Origin of the sequence: Leisingera sp. ANG-DT (assembly GCF_000813785.1) — a bacterium.
Classification (GTDB): Bacteria; Pseudomonadota; Alphaproteobacteria; order Rhodobacterales; family Rhodobacteraceae; genus Leisingera.
The window spans coordinates 431,719-450,990 of the sequence record NZ_JWLE01000001.1; the positions used below are offsets into that span (position 1 = coordinate 431,719).

A 19,272-nucleotide genomic window follows, 5' to 3' on the forward strand; every position below is an offset into this window, starting at 1 on the left:
GGCGCGCTTTGGTATCAGAACAGGTCCTGGCGGATCGGGTTCAGTGCGAAATGGACCTGTGCTGCCAGTTGAAGCTGGCTGATGGCGTCCTCCGGAACCGTTGCGGGCAGACCAGCCTGGCGGGCCCAATCGGCGAGCTCCCGGCGTGAGGCCGGGCCGAACTGGCCGTCAACGGCAATGCTGGAGCCGAGCCCGCGCAGGACGGACTGGGTAGCGGCGGCGATGTCAGCCGCGCTCATACCCGCCAGCAGCTCCCGTGCGGCGGCACGTGCATCCGGGTCGTTCAGCGCCATTGCTTTGCCGGCCCGCGCCGCAGCGGCATGGGCTGGAATGCGGTCTCCCAGCCGGTTCAGCGCAACCCAAGCACCGTTGGCGCCGCCCCAAGCGTCGCCGCGGGCAAGCCCCATGTCATACCATTCCAGCGCCTCGGCGGCATCGCTGCCGGGCAGATCGCCGTTCATGATCATCCGGCCGATCTCACCCGGGGCATGCGGATGGCCCAGCTGGGCGGCCTCGGCAAAAAGCGCGCGGGCTTTTTCTTTGTCCACCGCCTTGCCAGCGCCGCCATCCCGGTAGACATAGCCCAGGTTGGCCGTGCCGTAGATGTCGCCGCGCCCGGCGGAGGCTTCCAGATAGGTCAGCCCGCGCTCCGGCTGTGCCAGTTCATCGCCGCTCCACAGGAAGAACACCCCCAGTTCGTTCAGCGCATAGGTATGGCCCAGTTCAACCGCGCGGCTGAGCAGGTCAAAGCCGCGCTGTTTCTCCTCCGCCGTTCCGTTCTTGCGCAGGAGCCGCTTGCCGCGGGCATGCATCGAAAACGGGTCGCCGGCCTCGATCCCCTTGTCCCACAGGGAAAATGCCTTGTCAGGATTGTAGGGGATCGGCACGGTTTCGCGGTCGACATTCGGCGTGACATGCAGGTAGGCGACCGCGTTATAGGCGCGGACATGGCCCAGTTCCGCTGCCTTCTCAAAGGCTTCGTAGGCCTCCATCAGGCGGCCCTGGCCCTGCAGGGCGCGGCCCAGCTGATAATGCAGCCGTCCGAGGTCTGGCGCCGCCTCGACGGCCTCGCGGCAGGCGGTTTCCGCTGCCTTGAGGTCGATTTCATTGGGAAAGCGGAACAGGCCGACGCCTTGCGGATCCAGCAAGTCGCCTGCTTCGAGATCGCATTGGCGGGCAATCATCTCCAGGTTGACGGTGACGTCGCGTACCGTGTCCGCCTGCGCCAGCCGCAGCACCATCCGGTCCTTGCGGACCTGGCCGCCGTCCTTGCGGGCGGGCAGCTCAGTCAGCTTGGGCGCATAGCTGAGGCTGAGGGCACTGCCGTCGCCGGACCGCAGTGAGGTGACACCGGCGGACGGGGTCTCAACAATCGACACCTTGGTGCCGACCTGGACATAGGGGCTGATTTCCGGCGCCAGTTCCAAGGCCCGGCCAAGCGGCACTTTCAAAGACAGCTCTGCCGGGATCTGGTCGAGGCTGGCAGGAGCAGGTTCCGTGGTGGCCTCCGGCTCCGCTGCGGCGACATTCAGCGACCGTTCGGCGGGGCGCAGATATATCTTTTGCATCAAGGTGGAGCTTTCCCAGGGCACCTGGGTGTTGCCGGTGGCGCTGTAGACATCGCTGCGGATGGCCGCCAGCACGGTCATGGCGTCCTCATTGGGGTTGTCGGGAAAATGCCGCACGACAGAGGCGGTGTAGGGGCTGTTGCTGCCGGGCTCCCCATCCAGTGCGGTGGCACCGGGGGAGGTGGAAAACGCCACCAGTGTGTTCAGCGGCGGGCGGAACACGTCAAAACCTTCGCGCGCCTCATAGAGCTGGGCGCCGACCTCGGCGTTGAGCTTGGCCTGCGGCACCGGATTGTCGCGGCAGGAATCCAGCATCAGGATCTGGCTCCCGGCCTTGCCGCCCAGAATGGCGGACACGCGGTCCAGCGTCACCGACTGGAACGGCAGATCGTGAATGCCCGAAAGCTCCGCATCGCTGGTCAGCAGATAGTTACGCCGCCCCAGCTGGATGCCGTGGCCTGCGTAATAGAAAAACACCTGGCTGCCATCGCGGATGTTGAGCGCGGCCTGACGCAGCAGCGCCTCAAAGCCGCGTTTGTCCAGGTCGTAGCCCTCGTAGACGGTATACCCGAAGGACTTGAGCATCCCGGCCATCGCCTCAGCGTCCTTGCGGGTATTGGTCAGATCGCTGACGTGGTCGTATTCCTGGATGCCGATGACGATGGCGGTTTCCGGGGCGGCACCCTGTTCGCTGGTTTCGTAGGCCGCCTGCGCTGCCGCTGGCGGCAGCGCAAAGGCCAGCAATGCGGCTGCAATCGCTGGATGAAGGGGGGGGAGGGCTGTCATGGCGAGGACAGGGGGTTAACCCCAGCCTCCGCCACCGCCGGAGCCGCCACCACCGCCGCCGGAGCCGCCACCACCGCCGCCGCCGCCGGCACCAGCGCCGCCACCGCCCGGCGGGCCAACGGGTTCAATGGCTGGCGCCGCCGGTGCTGGAGCCGGTACAGGAGCAGTTGAAGTCGCGGACGCAGGCCGCGTGGCAGGCGCACTGTAGGTTGCGGGAGCAGGGGCCGGTGCGGCTGAAGGCGGCGGCGCTATCGGAGCCGTTGGTTCACAGGCCGCAGTGACGGCTGCCAAGGGCAGCGCTGCAAACAGGAAATGAATCCGCATCGGGTACCTTTCTCTATTGAGAATACTGGTTGCAAATAAAACAATCGGTGTTCAGCCTACTTGATCTTAGGCCGCAAATCAAAACTGTCCTGCCGCAAATTTGCCGCTCAGGTCCGCGGGGAGACTGGATTTCCTAGCCGCCGGTGCGGATGACAATGCTGCCATCCCGGTTCCGCTGCGCGCAGGAGGCTTCGCTCAAGGGGGGCAGCCGCGGCCCTGCGGGGATTGCCGCGTTGCGCTGGGTGCAGCGTTTCAGCGCAATTTGCTGATACCCTTTCGAGGCCATGCAGGATTTTTCCAGCCGTTTGCGCAGGGGCTTGTTCACATCGACAGTGTAAATGCCGCCGTCCACCCAGTATCCAGGCCGGTAGTAACACTTGCCGCCGTGGCAGACCTGCCTGCCCGGGTAGAAGACAGGGGGATGCTGCCGGATTTCATTTGCGACAGGGGCGTCTTTCAGTGCCTGGGTGGCGCAGGTCAGCTCATCACTTTGCAGGCGGGAAACCTCTGCCCCCTGCTTGTAGTAGACCGGCAGCGGTCCGCAGGCCGTTGCGAAGGCCAGCAAAACAGCGGCTGCCGTGACTGTCAAACTCCGTCGCATGGTGAAAGAATGGCCGCAAACTGAGGAAGTTACAATTAATTTGACCGTGAAAGCGGCATCTGTCATTCACATCGGGCAAATCTCTGCCCGAAACTCCGCCAAGGGACATGTAAATGAAGGTCATTATCTGCGGCGCGGGCCAGGTCGGCTGGCAGATCGCCCGGCACCTGTCCGGTGAGCACAATGATGTCACGGTGGTTGACAGCAATGCGGAGCTGGTGCGGCGGGCGACCGACACTTTGGACGTGCAGGGCATTCACGGCTTTGCCTCTTATCCGGACGTATTGGACCGGGCCGGGGCACGGGATGCGGACATGATCATCGCCGCCACCCACTCGGATGAGGTCAACATGGTGACCTGCCAAGTGGCGCATTCCGTTTTCAAGGTTCAGCGCAAGATCGCGCGGCTGCGGGCCAAGAGCTATCTGACCGCGATCTATTCCGACCTTTACCAGCGCGAGCATTTGCCGATCGACGTGGTGATCAGCCCGGAGCGGGAGGTTGCCGCGGCGGCGATGCAGCGGCTGTCGGCGCCAGCTGCCTTTGATACCGAGACCTTCATGGGCGGCCAGGCGCAGCTTTTGGGCATCCAGATTGATGCCGAATGCCCGGTGGTAAACACGCCGCTGCGCCAGTTGACGGACCTGTTTTCTACGCTGCGTGCAATTGTGGTGGGGGTCCGCCGTGATGGCACACTGTTTGCGCCGGAGCCGGGCGACCAGCTGTTCGTGGGCGACAGCTGCTATGTGTTCTCGCATGTGGACGACGTGCCGCGCACCATCGAGGTGTTCGGCAAGAAAGAGAAACGCCAGGACCGGGTGGTTGTAGTCGGCGGCGGCAACGTCGGGCTGGAAGTGGCGAAAGCGCTGGAAAGCAGCACCTCGCGGATCCGGGCCAAGGTGATCGAGCGGGACCGCAAATGCGCCGAACGCGCCGCCGAGGCGCTGGAGCGCACAATCGTGCTGAACGGAGACGGTCTGGACCGCTCGCTGATGATCGAGGCGGGCATCGACAAGGCCGACGCGCTGCTGGCGGTGACCGACGACGACAAGGTCAACATGCTGGCGGCAGTGCGTGCCAAGGCCGAGGGCTGCCCGCTGGCAATTGCGCTGATCAATGACCCGACTCTGGTGCCGCTGCTGCCGCACCTCGGGATTGACGCCTATATCAACCCGCGCTCCACCACTGTCAGTTCGATCCTGCGCCACATCCGCTATGGCCGGGTGCGGCAGGTCTACTCACTGGGCGATGCCGAGGCAGAGATGATCGAGGCCGAGGTGCTGTCGACCTCGCCGATTGCCGGGCAGATGATCCGCGAGACCGACTTTCCCGAGGGCGTGCTGGTTGGCGGCATTCTGAAGGGCGGCGATATGCTGCGCCCGTCGGGTGAAACCCGGATCGAGGAAGGCGACGTGATCGCGCTGTTTGCAATGGCGGACGACGTGCCCGAGGTGGAGCGGCTCCTGCAGGTGTCGATCGACTACTTCTAGCATGCGCCGCGTGGTCCAAGCCCCCATTGGCGTCCTGCGCCTGCCGCTGTTCCTGCTGATCTGGGGCATCGCTTCCTTGGCGATGTGGCTGCCGGCCATTCATGCGCTGGTGCTGGACGACCATCACACATCGCAGAGCTTTTTCTACTCCGGCCTGGCCGGGCTGATCCTAGTGGTGCTGATTGCCCTGTCGATGGGCAACCGGGTGCCGCGCTACGGGATGCCGGGGCAGCTTTTGTCACTGCTGGCGACCTTCACGGTTCTGCCGCTGTTCCTGGCAGTGCCGGTGCAGGATGCGCTGGTCAGCACCCGCTATGTGAATGCCTATTTCGACATGGTCAGCGCCATCACCACCACCGGCGCCGATATCTGGGCCGATCCCGGCCGCCTGCCGCCCAGCGTGCACCTGTGGCGGGCCATGGTCGGCTGGATGGGCGGGCTATTGATGTGGGTAGCAGCCTCAGCCGTGCTGGCACCAATGTCGCTGGGCGGGTTCGAGGTCACCGCCAAGGGGGAGCCGGGCGGCGGCACTGCGGGGCCTGGCCATATGGAGCGGGCGGACCCGCGGCGCCAGCTGGTGCTTGTCACCCGCACGCTTGCGCCGGTCTATGCCGGGCTGACGATGGTTCTGTGGCTGCTCCTGATGATCACAGGCGAGCAAGCGCTTGCAGGCCTTAGCCATGCGATGTCGGTGATGGCGACCTCGGGCATTTCCGCAACTGGCGGGGTCGAGAACGCAGGCAGCGGCATTGCCGGCGAGATGGTTATGTTCCTGTTTATGTTCTTCGCGCTGTCACGGCTGACTTTCTCCAGCGACACGGTGACATCCGGGCAGGGGCGGCTGGACAAGGACCCGGAATTCCGAACCGGTCTGCTGATCGTCTTTGGTGTGCCGCTGCTTTTGTTCCTGCGCCATTGGGTGGCGGCTTATGAAGTGGACGCGGGCGAGGATCTGCTGCAGGCGCTGAGGGCACTGTGGGGGACGGTGTTCACGGTGATGTCTTTCCTGTCCACCACCGGCTTCGAGAGCCTTCATTGGGAAGCGGCCCGCACCTGGTCCGGGCTGGAAACGCCGGGCATGATCCTGCTTGGGCTGGCGGTGTTCGGCGGCGGCGTGGCGACAACGGCCGGCGGGGTCAAACTGCTGAGGGTTTACGCACTCTACCTCAACGGGCTGCGCGAAATGGAGCGGCTGGTGCACCCGAGCTCAGTGAGCGGCGAGGGCGACCGCACCAAGCGGCTGCAGAAAAACGGGGCCTTTGTTGCCTGGATCTTTTTCATGCTGTTTGCCCTGTCGCTGGCATTGGTCAGCACCGCGCTGGCCGCCGTCGGCTCCAGCTTCGAGCAGTCCCTTGTGCTGGCAATCGCCGCGCTGTCGACCACTGGCCCGCTGACCGAAAGCGCCAGCAGCGCGCCGATTGTGCTGAACTTGCTGACCGACCCGGCCAAGCTGATCCTGTGTGTCGCCATGGTGCTGGGGCGGCTGGAAACCCTGGCCTTTATCGCGCTGCTGTCCCCGAACCTCTGGCGCAGCTGACCGCCTTGGCAGTGAAAAGTGTTTTTCGGGTGGAAACTTATATTTTCTTTGTTCATACTGAATTTTAACGTGCGTGCTGGTCCGCAGCGCGTGGCAAGAACAAAGGCGAGATAATAAAAAATGGCTTCGGACAGACAGAATCTTCAGGATGCCTTCCTGAATCACGTTCGCAAAACCAAGGTTCCGGTTACAATCTTTCTGATCAACGGGGTCAAACTGCAGGGTGTGATCACCTGGTTCGATAACTTCTGCGTGCTGCTGCGCCGCGACGGACAGTCGCAGCTGGTCTATAAACACGCGATCTCGACCATCATGCCAGCCCAGCCGATCAGTCTCTATGAGGGTGAAGACTCCAATTGATGGAGCATGACAGGAAGCAGACCCGCGCCTGGGTCCTGCATCCGGAAATCAAATCAGACAGCGGGCGCCGCGAGGCTGCTCCCGCGCTTGAGGAGGCCGTTGCGCTGGCAGCGGCCTTGCCCGATCTTGACGTGATCGGATCAAACGTGGTGCGCCTGCCCAAGGCGCATCCAGGAATGCTGTTCGGCTCCGGCAAGATCGAAGAGCTGGCAGGTATCCTGAAGGCGAATGAAATTGAACTGGTCCTGATCGACGGGCCGGTTTCCCCCGTGCAGCAGCGCAACCTGGAGAAGGCCTGGAAGGTCAAGATCCTCGACCGGACCGGGCTGATCCTGGAGATCTTCTCCGACCGAGCAGCGACGCGTGAAGGCGTTCTGCAGGTCGAAATGGCGGCGCTCAGCTACCAGCGGACGCGGCTGGTGCGGGCCTGGACCCACCTGGAGCGCCAGCGCGGCGGCCTGGGGTTTGTCGGCGGACCCGGCGAAACCCAGATCGAGGCTGACCGGCGTGCCATCGACGACCAGCTGGTGCGGCTGCGCCGGCAGCTCGACAAGGTGGTGAAGACCCGGACGCTGCACCGCGCCTCGCGCGCCAAGGTCCCCTATCCGATTGTGGCGCTGGTGGGCTACACCAACGCTGGCAAGTCGACGCTGTTCAACCGGCTGACGGGCGCTGAGGTGATGGCCAAGGACATGCTCTTTGCCACCCTGGACCCGACCATGCGCCGGGTGCAGATCCCCGATGGGCCGGAAGTGATCCTGTCCGACACCGTGGGCTTCATCTCGGACCTGCCGACAGAGCTGGTCGCTGCTTTCCGCGCCACGCTGGAAGAGGTGCTGGCCGCCGATGTGATCCTGCATGTGCGCGACATCAGCCACGACCAGAGCGAGGAGCAGGCAGAGGATGTGGAGGCGATCCTGACGTCGCTGGGCGTGGACGAAAACCGCGCCCGGATCGAGGTCTGGAACAAGCTGGACCAGCTGTCTGAGGAAGAGGCGGACGCGCGCCGTCAGCGTGCTGAGCGCGAGGAAGGCATCCATGCAATCTCAGCTTTGACAGGTGAGGGGCTGGACGGCCTGCTGGCCGACATTGCGGAGAAGCTGCAGGGCGTCCGGCACGAGGAGCTGCTGCAGCTTACCTTCGCGCAGGGCAAGCAGCGGGCCTGGCTGTTCAAGGAGGATCTGGTGCAGCGCGAGGAGCAAACCGAGACCGGGTTTGACATCACCGTGCTGTGGACCGACCGGCAGAAGGCCAAGTTCGAAAGGCTGTGAAGCTTGCACCATTCAGACAGAAAAACGGGCGCCGCAGTGCCCGTTTTTTTTGCCCCGTTATTATTGGCGGGGGGTGATCCGGGTTATGCCGACAGCCGCGGCGCGGGCCAGTTCTTCGTCCAGCGACATCGGGATGTACTCGCCCCGGCGCCACAGCTGGGCCATGTCGTCATAGTAACGCGACAGCGGATGGCCGGACTGGCCGGTGGCGGTGATGAAGACGGAACTGTCCGGATCGGCAAAATCATAGACCCCGCGGTAGCCGGCAGCGTGGATATTCTGGAACGGGTCGGGATCCTTGCCGGAGCTTTTACCGCGCTGCAGCGTGTTGTCGCCGCCGCTGGTGGACTGGCGGATGTTCACGAAATAGCGCAGCAGCGGCACATCGCCCAGCACCGCATGGTCCTGCACCGCCTGATGCGCATCCCCCCAGCGCAGCGATTCCAGCGCATCGCCATAACGCTCCTCGATCCAGATCAGCGCGTCATCCAGTGCGAGGCGGGCCATGTCGGTGCAGCTCTCCTCCGGCGCGCTCTGGCGCACGTCGCACCAGGCCGAGGCGCCCTCGACATTGCGGAAGACACGCTCGATGAACAGCGGCTCCACATGGCGGTAGGATTTGGCGACCGGTCCCAGCTCATCGGTGATCAGACGGGCCTGCAGCGCGCGCAGCCAGGCGGCGTAGATCAGCGGCTCCGGCAGATGCTCGTTCATCTCGCCGTTCCACTCCGACAGCAGGGTCAGGGCGATCTGGCGCTGGCGTTCGCGGGTGCCTGCGGGGGCGGCCTCGCCTGTAAACCACAGGTTTGCGCCGATCAGCGGCAGCAGGGTGCGCGCGGTGTAGGACACGGTGTCCAGCTGCGCCTCGATAAAGCTGTCGCGGGTATGCACCTCGCGGTTCTGCATCAGCTTTTCCCAGCGGTGGATGCGCTGGGTATCACCCCAGTCAAAGGAGACATGTTTGGGGAACGGGCGGTCGAGGATCTTGTTGTTGGTGTTGCCCAGGATGCCGCCGGCAGGGGCAACAAACTCCGGGTTTTCCGCGTAAGGCGCCTGGCCCTGCCAGCGGTTCTCCGGGCGCCAGCCCTGGCTGGGCATCCGCCCTTTGCTTTGGTGGTCTGCGTGGCGCAGCGGGAAGGCGCCAACGGTTTTCAACGCGACTGTGTCCTTGTCCGCCAGCGTCAGGTTCTGCGCCGGGGCAACAAAATCTTCGCCTGCGATGATCGCCTCCTGCACAGAGGCGCTGCGCATCAGACCGATGGTCGCGCTCATCGAGGTGTCCCTGGGGCTGAGCACAGTCCAGCCGAGCGACACCACGTGGCCGGGCGGAGTGATTTCCGCCAGGTTGAACATGGAACCGGGCAGCACCGGGCCGTTGTCGGTCCAGCGCAGGGTCAGAGTGACGGGGGCCTCGTCCTTGATCTTGATGATTGAGGGGCGGGTGACGAATTTCTTGTAGCCGTCAACGCTCAGGTATTCCTGCGGATTTTCGGGGTTCAGTTTTTCGATGAACAGGTCCTGATCGTCCATGTAGGAGGAGGTGACCCCCCAGCCCAAGGCGTCGGAGCGGCCGGTGATCACCGCCGGAATGCCGGGGATGGTGCCGCCGATCACACCACCTGTGCCCAGCTCCAGCCGCGCCAGATACCAAACACCCGGAGCGCTGAGGCCGAGGTGCGGATCGTTTGCCAATAGCGTTCCGCCCGCTGCCGAGCGGCTGGGCGCGGCGGCCCAGGCGTTGGAGGCGCCAGCGAGGCCGCGCGGGGCAACCGGGAACAGAAGACTATCATCCCCTGAGGGCTGCGAAGCCGCAAATTGCCGGGCGCCCGGTACCAATTCGGCGTATTCGGGCAGGGCGGTCACGCCTTTGCCGGGGGCGTCCGGCAGGATGTCCCGGATCCGGTCCGCATCATTCAGCGCCAGCGAGGTGCGGGCGCGCAGGATCTCTTCCCGCATGTGGCCCGAAAGCTGCAGCGCCATCAGCTTCATGATCGCAATGCTGTCGGCAGGCTGCCAGGGGGCTAGCGGCATCTGAAACAGGAACATTTCCGGCGCGCCGCGGCCCAATGCGTCCTCATTGATTTCCAGCAGCCGGGCGTTCACACCGTCGGCATAGGACTTGAGCGCTGCCAGCGCCTCAGGCGACTGCACCTCCACCGACTGCCGCGCCAGATTGTAGAGATCGAGGCGGCGCAGGTAGGTGTCGGTCTCCACCGTGCGGGTGCCGAAGATTTCCGACAGGCGTCCTTGTGCCGTGCGCCGCATCACTGCCATCTGCCACAGACGGTCCTGTGCGTGGGCGTAGCCTAGGCCGAAATAGACATCTTCATCGCTGGCACCGAAGCTGCCGAAGATATGCGGGACATTGGCGTTGTCGCGCACGATTTCGACAGGCGAGGAGAGGCCGGGCAGGGCCAGCTCCTTGTTGTATTCGGGCAGCGACTGCGAAGCCAGGTAATAGACCAGCGCGGCGGCCAGTACGCTCAGCAGAATCAGGCCCGCAGCAAGGCGCAGCAGCCAGCGGAAAAGATGTCCCATCAGCGGTTGTTTTCCCTTGGGTTTTTGTCATTTCCAGCCGCATGGCAGATTGCGCCCCGCGGCGGCGGTGTTAGGGTTGGCGCCAACATATGCGAAGACAGATCAGGGGAAAAGCAGATGGCAAAAATCGCGTTTCTGGGGCTTGGCGTCATGGGCTATCCGATGGCGGGGCACCTGCAGGCCGCGGGCCATGAGGTCACCGTCTACAACCGCACCGAGGCCAAGGCCAAGGCCTGGGCCAAGGAGCACGGCGGCCACTTCGCGGCGACCCCGCGGGCGGCAGCATCGGGCGCGGAGTTCGTAATGGCCTGTGTCGGCAATGACGACGACCTGCGCTCGGTCTGCCTGGGCGCGGACGGGGCCTTTGCCGGCATGGCCAAGGGCACGGTCTTTACGGATCACACCACGGTGTCGGCCAAGGTCACGCGTGAGCTTTATGGTGCTGCGGCGGAGCAGGGGATTGCCTTTGTCGATGCACCCATCTCAGGCGGCCAGGCAGGGGCGGAGAATGGCGTGCTGTCCGTCATGTGCGGCGGTGACGAAGACGCCTATGCTCGCGCAGAGCCGGTGATGAACACCTATGCCAAGATCTGCCGCCGCATAGGCGACAGCAGTGCCGGGCAGATGACCAAGATGTGCAACCAGATAGCCATTGCGGGCCTGGTGCAGGGCCTGAGCGAGGCGCTGCATTTTGCAGAAAAATCCGGCCTGGACGGGCGCGCCGTGGTTGAAGTGATCAGCCAGGGCGCCGCGGGCAGCTGGCAGATGGTGAACCGGCATGAAACCATGCTGGACGATCAATTCGACCATGGTTTTGCGGTGGACTGGATGCGCAAGGACCTGGGCATCTGCATGGATGAGGCAAACCGCAATGGCGCCAGCCTGCCGGTGACGGCGCTGGTGGATCAGTACTATAAGGACGTGCAGAAGATGGGCGGCGGGCGCTGGGACACCTCGTCGCTGTTCAAGCGGCTGCGCAAGCTGGACGGCTGACATGAATGTGGCCTTTCCAATTGGAAAGGCCATGCCTCCGGCGAGGATATTTCAAGCCAGAAGAAAAGGCGGGTTCTGCCGCCTGTTTCCGCTTAGGGAATGATACGGGTGTATTTGGTGCCTTCCAGGGTGGCACCCACACGCAGGCCCGCCTGGGCAAAGACCACGGCCAGCACCGGCGAGGTCAGCGTATTGGTATCGGCCCGCAAAGACTCGCCTTCGTTCATGATGACAAACTCGGCATCGGCGCCAGCTGCCCAGCCCTGCGAGCGGCGGAAGCCGGACAGCGCGTCCTGGGTCATGAAAAACAGCACGTGGGCATATTGCTGGGCGCCGATTTGAATGCCGGCATTGCCCTTGTAGGTGGCGTAGTAGTCGACGGTCACATCATTGATCCGCAGCGCACCGCGGCCGTAGGCGCCGCCAAAGACAAAGCCCGCCTCAGTCACCAGCGGCATCACCAGCATGCCGGAAGCCTTGTCCGCCAGGGTGCGGGTATTCGGGTACTGGTTGTACATGTGGTTCAGCGTGGCATCGACACGGGCGTCGATGGTGGCTGCGTTTGTGTTGCCGACGCCGTTGCCGCAGGCGGCAGTCACGCCTGCGCCGGCCAAAGCGGTCAGGGCAAAACCGCGGCGGGTCATGCGGGTAGAGGAATTATCGCTCATTTTTCAGGTGCCTGTAATGAATTGCTCCAAGGCCGGTTTGGTCCGGCTCTGGGCAGGGTTATACGCGGAAAACCGCTGCCTGTCATCCGCTGCAAAGGCAGATATTGGCGGCTTCCCGCTGAAGTGATCATCACCGCCTGGCTTGGCGGCTCAGCCGTTCAGCAGACGCGCCGCGGCGGGAGCGAAGTAAGTGAGGATGCCGTTGCAGCCCGCGCGTTTGAAGGCCATCAGGCTTTCCATCATCACCTTTTCGCCATCCACCCAGCCGTTTTGCGCCGCGGCCTGGATCATCGCGTATTCTCCGGAGACCTGATAGGCGTAGGTCGGCACGCCAAAGGCCGATTTCACCCGCTGGCAGATGTCCAGATAGGCGATACCGGGTTTGACCATAACCATGTCAGCGCCTTCCATCAGGTCGCGTTCGATCAGCCGCAGCGCCTCGTCGCTGTTGGCCGGGTCCATCTGGTAGGTCTTCTTGTCGCCCTTCAGCGCGCCGGAAGCGCCGACCGCATCGCGGAACGGCCCATAGTAGGCTGAGGCGTATTTGGCAGAATAGGACAGGATCGCCACATTGTGGTGTCCGGCTTGCTCCAATCCGGTGCGCATGGCGCCGATGCGGCCGTCCATCATGTCCGAGGGGCCGATGATGTCGGCGCCGGCATCGGCCTGGGCCAGGGTCATCTTGACCAGCGCCTCGACGGTGGCGTCGTTGACGATTTCGCCATCCACCACATAACCGTCGTGGCCGTTGATATTGTAAGGATCGAGCGCCACGTCGGTCATCACCGCGATCTCCGGCGCCGCATCCTTAATGGCGCGGATGGCGCGGTTGGTCAGGTTGTCCGGGTTCCAGGCCTCGGCGCAGTCCTCGGTCTTGAGCGAGGCATCGGTGTAGGGGAACAGACAGATGGCGGGAATACCCAGTGCCTGGGCCTCCACCGCCGCCTCAGCAATCCTGTCGACCGAACGGCGCATTACGCCCGGCATTGAGGCAACCGGCTCCTCCTGGCCTTCGCCGTCGCGGACAAACACCGGCCAGATGAAATCAGACGGGGTCAGGGTGTTTTCCTGCACCAGGTTGCGGATCGCCTGGCTGGCACGGGTGCGGCGCAGGCGGGCGGCGGGAAAGGGCGCGACGGTGGGCTTCATGGCGGTCTCTCGTTTTGGCTGGCCCATGGGTGGCATGGAAGCCGCCCCGGGAACAAGAGGCACATTCGCCGCGCCGGGAAACTTGTGCGCCCTGCGGGCTTGCCTGCGGGCGCTTCCCGGTTGATATAGGGCCGGTTACAAGAAAAGGCCCCAAGGGCCGGCAGCGGCAGACGGGGGCTTGAGTGGATCTTCTCGAAATTATCTATGAGATGATTGACCTGCGGTCTTTCTCCAACCTGTGGTACTGGATTTCGCTGGCTGTCCTGTGGTCCTCTGCCAGCCATTGGATTCTGGGCGTTCCTTACGACATGGTCTACCGGGCGCGCCGCCGCGGCGGCCAGGCGGAGCGGGACCTGGAGGATATCACCCGGGTCAACGTGAACCGGATGCTCTATATCGCTGAGGTCTCGGGGCCGTGGATTGTGGCGCTGGCCTGTTTCGTGCTGTCGGCACTGGCGACGCTTGGGTTTGTGTATCTGATGGAGATCGCCCAGGCGGTGTTCCTGCTGGCCTTTCCGATGTCGGTTGTGGGGTTGATCAGCTTTTTCACCGCCCGCCGGATCGCGCGGGAGCAGGCCGCGGGGGAGGATCTGCGCAGGCGGCTGGCGTTTTGCCGTCTCTACATTCAGTTTGTCGGAACGGTCTCCATTCTGGTCACGGCGTTCTGGGGGATGTACCAGAACCTGGCAATCGGAGCCCTGTAAGACCCGGGGCCGTCCCGGAGGAAGTCCCGGAAAGGAAACCGTATGGCACAGCGTGCAATCACCATGGGCGGCGCGCCCGAAGGGTTTGACGCCCGGCTGATCCTGAAGGAAGTGCAGAAATCCGGCGCGCCGGTGCTGCATGTGGCCCGCGATGACAAGCGGATGGAGGCGATGCGCGCGGCATTGGCCTTCTTTGCGCCGGATATGCCGGTATTTGTGTTTCCGGGCTGGGACTGCCTGCCCTATGACCGGGTGTCGCCCAATGCCGATATTTCGGCGGCGCGGATGGCCGCGCTGGCCGCGCTGGTGCACCAGATGCCCAAGCAGTTCGTGCTGCTGACCACGCTCAATGCCGCCAGCCAGCGGGTGCCCGCGCGCGAAGTGCTGCGCGAGGCGGCCTTTACCGCCCGGGTCGATCAGCGGGTGGATGAAGATGCGCTGCGCAACTTCCTGGTTCGTATGGGGTTTTCCCAAAGTCCCACGGTGATGGAGCCGGGCGACTATGCCATTCGCGGTGGTATCATCGACATTTTCCCGCCGGGCGAAAGCGGCCCGGTGCGGCTGGACCTGTTCGGCGATGTGCTGGATGGCGCCCGCCGCTTTGACCCCGCCACCCAGCGCACCACCGAAAAGCTGGAAGTGGTGGAGCTTGCACCGGTTTCCGAGGTGATCCTGGACGAGGCGGCGATCACCCGGTTCCGCCAGAACTACCGGATTGAGTTTGGCGCCGCCGGAACCGATGACCCGCTTTATGAGGCCGTCAGCGCCGGGCGAAAGCACCAGGGGATCGAACACTGGCTGCCGTTCTTCCATGAAAAGCTGGAGACGCTGTTCGACTACCTGCCGCAGGCGACCGTTACGCTGGATGACCAGCTGACGCCCGCGCGGCTGGCGCGCTGGGACAGCATCGAGGACCAGTACGGCACCCGCAAACACGCCTTGGAGCAAAAAGGGCGGATCGACACAGTCTATAAACCGACACCGCCGGGCTTGCTGTATCTGGATGATGCGGCATGGGAGGCGGCAGTTTCGGACATGCGGGTGGTGCAGTTCCATCCGCTGCCCCAGGCCTCCGGTCCCGGTGTGGCGGATGCCGGCGGGCGTATCGGACGCAATTTTGCGCCGGAGCGGCAACAGGAAAACATAAGCCTTTTCGGTGCCTTGGCGGCGCACATTAAGGCCCGGATGCAAGAGGGCCCGGTCCTTATCGCCTCATACTCTGAAGGCGCGCGGGAACGTTTGACCGGGCTGATCGAGGATGAGGGATTGGCTGAAGCGATTCCGGTGATGGATGGCACCCGCATCGGCAAATCCGGCCTGCATCTGGCGGTTTGGGCACTGGAGCACGGATTCGAAGCCCCGGACATGACAGTGATCGCGGAACAGGATGTGCTGGGCGACCGGCTGATCCGGGCGCCGAAGAAACGCCGCAAGGCAGAGAACTTCCTGACCGAAACCCAATCGCTCAGCCCCGGCGATCTGGTGGTGCACGTAGACCACGGCATTGGCCGCTACAAGGGGCTGGAAGTGGTGACTGCAGCGGGCGCGGCGCATGAATGCATCCTGCTGGAATACGCCGAACAGGCGAAGCTGTACCTGCCGGTCGAAAACATCGAGCTTCTGTCCAAATACGGACACGACGAAGGGCTGCTGGACCGGCTCGGCGGCGGCGCCTGGCAGGCGAAGAAAGCCAAGCTGAAGGAACGCATCCGTGAGATGGCGGACAAGCTGATCCGCATTGCCGCCGAACGCGCCCTGCGCAAGGCACCGGTGATGGATCCGCCGCCGCACGCGTGGGAGGAGTTCTCGGCCCGCTTCCCCTATCAGGAGACCGACGACCAGCTGCGCGCCATCGAGGATGTGATGGAGGACCTGCACTCCGGCCAGCCGATGGACCGGCTCATCTGCGGCGACGTCGGCTTTGGCAAGACAGAGGTGGCGATGCGCGCGGCCTTTGTCGCCGCAATGTCGGGCCTGCAGGTGGCGGTGGTTGCACCAACGACTCTGCTGGCGCGCCAGCATGCCGCGTCTTTTGCCGATCGGTTCCGCGGTTTCCCGTTGCAGGTCAGGCAGTTGTCGCGCTTTGTTAGCACCAAGGAAGCCAGCCAAACCCGCGAAGGGCTGGCCAAGGGCACCGTCGACATCGTGGTCGGCACCCACGCGGTGCTGGCCAAGAACATCAAGTTCCAGAACCTCGGCCTGTTGATCATTGACGAGGAACAACACTTTGGCGTGGCCCATAAGGAGCGGCTGAAGCAGCTGCGCAGCGACATCCATGTGCTGACGCTGACGGCAACCCCGATCCCGCGGACCTTGCAGCTTTCCCTGACCGGGGTACGCGACCTGTCGATCATCGGCACGCCCCCGGTGGACCGTCTGGCAATCCGCACCTACGTCAGCGAATTCGATACCGTTACGATCCGCGAGGCACTGTTGCGAGAGCATTACCGCGGCGGGCAGAGTTTCTATGTGGTGCCGCGCATCACTGATCTGCCAGATGTCGAGGCGTTCCTGAAGGCGCAGCTGCCGGAGCTGACTTACGTGGTGGCGCACGGCCAGATGGCAGCCGGTGAGCTCGATGACCGGATGAACGCCTTCTATGACGGCAAATACGATGTGCTTTTGGCCACGACGATCGTCGAAAGCGGCTTGGATATCCCGACCGCCAACACGATGGTGGTGCACCGCGCCGATATGTTCGGCCTGTCGCAGCTTTACCAGATCCGGGGCCGGGTGGGCCGTTCGAAAACCCGCGCCTATGCCTACCTCACCACCAAGCCGCGTCAGCGGCTAACCCCGGCGGCAGAGAAGCGTCTGCGGGTGCTGGGCTCTCTCGACACGCTTGGCGCGGGCTTCACCCTTGCCTCGCAAGACCTTGATATTCGGGGCGCAGGCAATCTGCTAGGGGAGGAGCAGTCGGGCCAGATGCGCGATGTCGGCTATGAACTGTACCAGTCGATGCTGGAGGAGGCGATTGCCAAGATCAAGGCGGGCGAGATGGAGGGCTTGTCGGACGCCGACGAGCAATGGGCGCCGCAGATCAACCTGGGCGTTCCGGTGCTGATACCCGAGGATTACGTGCCGGATCTGGATGTGCGCCTGGGCCTCTACCGCCGCCTGTCGTCACTGTCGACCAAGGTAGAGCTGGAGGGCTTTGCCGCGGAATTGATCGACCGTTTCGGCAAGCTGCCGAAGGAAGTGAACACGCTGATGCTGGTGGTCCGGATCAAGGCGATGTGCAAACGCGCAGGCATCGCCAAGATGGACGGCGGGCCGAAGGGCGCGACAATTCAGTTCCACAACGACAAATTCGCCTCGCCGCAGGGGCTGGTGGAGTTCATCCAGGGTCAGAACGGCCTGGCCAAGGTGAAGGACAACAAGATCGTCGTGCGCCGCGACTGGAAGAAAGATGCCGACAAGATCAAGGGCGCCTTTGCTATCGCACGCGACCTGGCGGAAAAGGTCGTGGCCGAGAAAAAGAAGGCGAAGGCTTGAATTTAAGCGCCAAGGAAATTCGAATTTCCTTGGCAAATTTCTTCGCAAGAAATTTGCTCAGCCGCAGCAGGGGGTGGGCGTCATCGCTGCCTGAGCACAGAAACAGGAGGCGCCCACGGCCCGGTCAGCCCGCGCCAGGGCCAGGTCCAGCTGCTGTTTAATGTGCCTGATTTCAACACTTTCGCCGCGGGCCTTCAGGCAATCATGCAGCCCCTTCAGGCTCCAGATATTGCCAGGATGCACAGAGGCGCGAGACAAGGTATCGTCCAGCCCAAGGTCCGCGCGATAGACGGCCTCGGCTTCCTCAGCGTGGCCCTGTTCGAACAGCAGCGCCCCCAGCGCGTGGCGGGTGGGCTGCATCCAGCCCCAGGGTTCGTCATAGGGCAGGTTGTCGTCCAGCTCCGCCGAGCGGCGCAAATGGGCAAAGGCCGCGTCATAGTTCTGCTTTCGGTATTCAATTTCCCCGCGCAGCATTTCTGATGCGATTTCAAGCAGATCACTGACTTTGTTATTATGCAGCCGTCGGCTGCCCGGCACCCGGGACTTGGCTGCCAGAAACAATTGCTCCTCCGCCTCGGCCTGTGCCACCCGGCCCGTCGCGGCATAGGCGATGGCACGGGCGTAATGGGTGTTGGCTGTCAAGGTGCAGTAAAGGTCCTGATCTTCCGGCAGCTCCAGCGCCATCGCCTCCTCCCAGCGCCCGAAGCGGACCAGGATATGCGGGTGCATCGCCAGGTAGCTCTCAAAGAAATCCGCAATGGGCGGGCTTTCGACCAGCAGCATTTCCGGCGGGGTGGTGTCCAGAATGCCCTGATTGGCCGCCAGCGCCGGTTCCAGCTGGCCCAGGAACATCGCGCCGTAGATCACGAAATGGTAGTTGTGCTGGCGGTATCCGGTGTAAATGTTGAAGGCGCCTTCGCGCTCATAGAATTTCAGGTCCGCCTCAATCGCCTTCTGGTTCCAGTAAACCACGCTGCGGTAATCACCGCACAGAACGTCGATATGGGTCGGCATATGCACCAGGTGACCCGCGTCCGGAACCAGTGTGCGCAGGGCATCGGCGGCCTTCAGCGCCTTTTCGGGCGTCGGAGACATCTCCATCAGATGCACGTAGAGATGCAGCAGGCCGGGGTGCTTCATGGCGCTAGGGTCGTTTTCCATTGCCCATTCCAGCACCTCCTGTGCTTCCAGCGTAGCAGCACCTTCGGCGGGCAACCCGGTTTTCAGGTCCCACATTTTCCAGGGCGTCAGGTTCAGCAGGCTCTCGGCATAGACCGTGCGCAGGTCCAGATGATCCGGGCAGGCGGCGAAGGCCGCGCGCATCGCATCGGCAAAGTCATAGTCCCAGGCGTGCATGTCCTCACCCGGCTCGCGCTGGGGATAGCGGGTCTGTATGGCGCGGATCAGCAGTTGTTCGGCCTCTGTACAGCCTTCTATGCAGGTCAGGGCGGATTGCGCCGCGTCAAAGGCTTCGGCCAGCGCTTCGGCCCGGCTTTTGGCGTCGCGCAGATCCCAGGGCAGGTTGTAATTCGGACCGGCCGCATAGGCAGCACCCCAATGGGCCATGGCGCAGTCCGGGTCGTGTTCCAGCGCGCGGCGAAAGCAGGCGATGGCTTCTTCGTGGTTGTAGCCATAGGTCCAGACCAGTCCCCGGTCGAACCAGAGCTGCGCCACAGGCGAAGCGGTTGTCACCTGGCAGGAATAACTGCCGAGATCGTAATCATAGCCCATGAAAAAAACCTCCCCATTCACATGGGAAGGTTAGGGAGCGGCCAGGTTGCGGGCAAG

General features: G+C 63.6%; 14 protein-coding genes. 7 read left to right on the top strand and 7 right to left on the bottom strand.

Translation table 11 applies throughout. The annotated features are described in order from the left end of the window. Nucleotides 1-14: 14 nt before the first annotated feature. From RA21_RS02130 to RA21_RS02135, 3 genes are all read right to left on the bottom strand, one after another. Nucleotides 15-2,354, bottom strand: a complete 2,340-nt coding sequence (locus tag RA21_RS02130; RefSeq protein ID WP_052257568.1) for a caspase family protein — start codon at nucleotides 2,352-2,354, stop codon at nucleotides 15-17. Beyond that, nucleotides 2,351-2,482 carry a hypothetical protein gene (locus RA21_RS23400; RefSeq protein ID WP_275041401.1) on the bottom strand — a complete coding sequence of 44 codons (132 nt, stop codon included), beginning with the start codon at nucleotides 2,480-2,482 and terminating at the stop codon, nucleotides 2,351-2,353. The genes RA21_RS02130 and RA21_RS23400 overlap by 4 nt, the downstream gene beginning before the upstream one ends. Before the next feature lie 329 nt (nucleotides 2,483-2,811). Next, nucleotides 2,812-3,279 (bottom strand): hypothetical protein, encoded by a 468-nt coding sequence (locus RA21_RS02135; RefSeq protein ID WP_082008875.1) that lies wholly within the window; start codon nucleotides 3,277-3,279, stop codon nucleotides 2,812-2,814. Nucleotides 3,280-3,392: 113 nt separating this feature from the next. Here RA21_RS02135 and trkA point away from each other — a divergent pair, with 113 nt between their 5' ends. From trkA to hflX, 4 genes are all read left to right on the top strand, one after another. Further along, nucleotides 3,393-4,769: a Trk system potassium transporter TrkA gene (trkA, locus tag RA21_RS02140; RefSeq protein ID WP_019296225.1), complete on the top strand. Its 1,377-nt coding sequence runs from the start codon at nucleotides 3,393-3,395 to the stop codon at nucleotides 4,767-4,769. Nucleotide 4,770: 1 nt separating this feature from the next. After that, nucleotides 4,771-6,306, top strand: a complete 1,536-nt coding sequence (locus RA21_RS02145; RefSeq protein ID WP_039145814.1) for a TrkH family potassium uptake protein — start codon at nucleotides 4,771-4,773, stop codon at nucleotides 6,304-6,306. Nucleotides 6,307-6,426: 120 nt separating this feature from the next. After that, nucleotides 6,427-6,666, top strand: coding sequence for an RNA chaperone Hfq (gene hfq / locus RA21_RS02150; protein WP_005611588.1), 240 nt, complete (start codon nucleotides 6,427-6,429; stop codon nucleotides 6,664-6,666). Next, nucleotides 6,666-7,937, top strand: a complete 1,272-nt coding sequence (gene hflX / locus RA21_RS02155; protein WP_039145816.1) for a GTPase HflX — start codon at nucleotides 6,666-6,668, stop codon at nucleotides 7,935-7,937. The genes hfq and hflX overlap by 1 nt, the downstream gene beginning before the upstream one ends. Before the next feature lie 60 nt (nucleotides 7,938-7,997). On the opposite strand, the gene RA21_RS02160 is transcribed toward hflX, so the two are convergent. Next, entirely contained in the window at nucleotides 7,998-10,475 is a 2,478-nt protein-coding gene (locus RA21_RS02160; protein WP_039145818.1) for a penicillin acylase family protein, read from the bottom strand. Between RA21_RS02160 and RA21_RS02165 the strand changes: the two genes are divergently transcribed. Beyond that, nucleotides 10,467-11,468, top strand: coding sequence for an NAD(P)-dependent oxidoreductase (locus tag RA21_RS02165; RefSeq protein ID WP_275041402.1), 1,002 nt, complete (start codon nucleotides 10,467-10,469; stop codon nucleotides 11,466-11,468). The genes RA21_RS02160 and RA21_RS02165 overlap by 9 nt on opposite strands. Nucleotides 11,469-11,560: 92 nt before the next feature. On the opposite strand, the gene RA21_RS02170 is transcribed toward RA21_RS02165, so the two are convergent. Together RA21_RS02170 and hemB are read right to left on the bottom strand one after the other, a co-directional pair. Further along, nucleotides 11,561-12,136: a lipid-binding SYLF domain-containing protein gene (locus tag RA21_RS02170; protein WP_019296230.1), complete on the bottom strand. Its 576-nt coding sequence runs from the start codon at nucleotides 12,134-12,136 to the stop codon at nucleotides 11,561-11,563. 150 nt (nucleotides 12,137-12,286) lie between these two features. After that, nucleotides 12,287-13,285, bottom strand: a complete 999-nt coding sequence (hemB, locus tag RA21_RS02175; RefSeq protein WP_039145827.1) for a porphobilinogen synthase — start codon at nucleotides 13,283-13,285, stop codon at nucleotides 12,287-12,289. A 182-nt stretch (nucleotides 13,286-13,467) separates the two neighbouring features. Here hemB and RA21_RS02180 point away from each other — a divergent pair, with 182 nt between their 5' ends. Then, nucleotides 13,468-13,989 (top strand): hypothetical protein, encoded by a 522-nt coding sequence (locus RA21_RS02180; protein WP_019296232.1) that lies wholly within the window; start codon nucleotides 13,468-13,470, stop codon nucleotides 13,987-13,989. A gap of 42 nt (nucleotides 13,990-14,031) precedes the next feature. Beyond that, entirely contained in the window at nucleotides 14,032-17,484 is a 3,453-nt protein-coding gene (mfd, locus tag RA21_RS02185) for a transcription-repair coupling factor (protein ID WP_039145828.1), read from the top strand. Between the two features lie 57 nt (nucleotides 17,485-17,541). Here the strand turns inward: mfd and RA21_RS02190 are convergent, their stop codons facing one another. Further along, entirely contained in the window at nucleotides 17,542-19,215 is a 1,674-nt protein-coding gene (locus tag RA21_RS02190) for a tetratricopeptide repeat protein (protein ID WP_039146490.1), read from the bottom strand. Between the last annotated feature and the right edge of the window lie 57 nt (nucleotides 19,216-19,272).